1 protein-coding gene and 2 pseudogenes are annotated in these 1680 nt (G+C 69.5%); all 3 read left to right on the top strand.

Annotation, left to right across the window (positions count from 1 at the left end):
* Positions 1–443, top strand: a pseudogene (locus I5E_RS25275) (hypothetical protein); the annotation flags it as partial.
* 107 nt (positions 444–550) lie between these two features.
* Complete coding sequence (locus I5E_RS25270; protein ID WP_022906203.1) at positions 551–721, top strand: hypothetical protein; 171 nt, start codon at positions 551–553, stop codon at positions 719–721.
* 195 nt (positions 722–916) lie between these two features.
* Positions 917–1474 (top strand): annotated as a pseudogene (locus I5E_RS06050) (adenylosuccinate synthetase); the annotation flags it as partial.
* Positions 1475–1680 lie beyond the last annotated feature (206 nt).

Here is a 1680-nt window from a genome sequence, read left to right as displayed (position 1 = left end):
CGTTCGCGCAGGGTGGCCAGGGCGGCACGCTGTTCGCCGACAAGGGCACGCTCCAGGTCACCCGCGGCTCCGGGGTCGCGAGTGCTCGGATCCTGCTGCTGCACCTCGGCAACGCGGTCGGCAGCCAGGCCCAGAGCGCCGCGGCGACCTGGGTCGCACCGACCCTCACGCTCGTCAAGGGCAGCGGGGTGTCGGTGAGCGGCACGCCGAAGGTCGGGTCGAAGCTCAAGGCGAACCACGGCAAGTGGAACGGCTCGGGCGTGACGTACTCGTACCAGTGGCTCCGTGACGGCAAGGCCGTGAAGGGCGCGACGAGCTCGTCGTACAAGCTCGGCACGTCCGACGCCGGTCACCGGTTCTCGGTCAAGGTCGTCGCGAAGGCGAAGGGCTACCAGGACGGCACGGCGACGTCGAAGCAGACCGCCAAGGTCGCACGCCGCTAGCGCACACCACCACTGCGGGCCCCGTCACATCGTTCGTGACGGGGCCCGCAGTGCGTCAAGAGGACATGTAGTTAGACAAACTACCTATCGAGTGCGAGGCTTGCCGCATGCAGACGCAGACCACCCTGAAGCAGCTCCGGGCCAACCCGATGGAGTGGCGTCGCCGTGGGCTCACCCCGCCGGACGTCATCCAGTCCATGATCGAGCAACGCCTCGCCGAGCCGGGTCACGCGGCCCCGGTGGGCGACCCGTCCTACCAGGACTTCTTCCGCAGCTGATCGCCGGATCGCGACCCGATCGCGGGACTGGAGGCGCGNTGNCNGCTGGNACCGCGCCTCCAGTCCGTCCGGGGGACCGTCCGCCGGGCCGGCACCTGACCGGCAGGTAGCGTGCCGGTGGCCGTCCGATAGACTCGGGTGGACCACCGGCCCGACTGGTCGTGTGAGGTCCTCCGCCAACGTGAGGAGAACCAGATGCCCGCTGCAGTGATCATCGGAGCCCAGTGGGGCGACGAGGGCAAGGGGAAGGCCACCGACCTCCTCGGGTCCCGCATCGACTACGTCGTCAAGTTCAACGGCGGCAACAACGCCGGGCACACGGTCGTCGTCGGGGGCGAGAAGTACGCCCTGCACCTGCTGCCCTCCGGCATCCTCACGCCCGGCGTCACCCCGATCATCGGCAACGGCGTGGTCGTCGACCTCGAGGTCCTGTTCCAGGAGCTCGACGCGCTGAAGGCCCGTGGCGTCGACACCTCGAAGCTCCTCGTGTCGGCGAACGCCCACGTCATCACGCACTACCACCGCACGATCGACAAGGTGACCGAGCGGTTCCTCGGCAAGCGGCAGATCGGCACCACCGGGCGCGGCATCGGCCCGACCTACGCCGACAAGATCAACCGCGTCGGCATCCGCATCCAGGACATCTTCGACGAGAACATCCTGCGGCAGAAGGTCGAAGCGGCCCTCGACCAGAAGAACCACCTGCTCGTCAAGGTCTTCAACCGCCGCGCCATCGACGCCGACGAGGTCGTCGGCGGGAGTACGACGCCACCGTCGGCGTCGAGACGGTCTGCACATCCGCGGTGAGCCGCCGTCCAGGGCGGTCCGGGGTCGGGGGCCGTGCGACGAGCCCGAGCCACGCCATGCCGACCACCCGCCCGTCGCGCTCAGCGACGACGCAGCGGTGGGTCTCGGGGTGGGCGGCGGCGAACGCCGACATCGCCTCGCGGTAATCGTCC

Source organism: Curtobacterium sp. B18, from assembly GCF_000333375.1.
In the GTDB taxonomy this organism is placed as follows: Bacteria; Actinomycetota; Actinomycetes; order Actinomycetales; family Microbacteriaceae; genus Curtobacterium.
The sequence above is the reverse complement of the archived record's forward strand: the minus strand, read 5'-3'. Positions and strand labels throughout refer to the sequence as shown.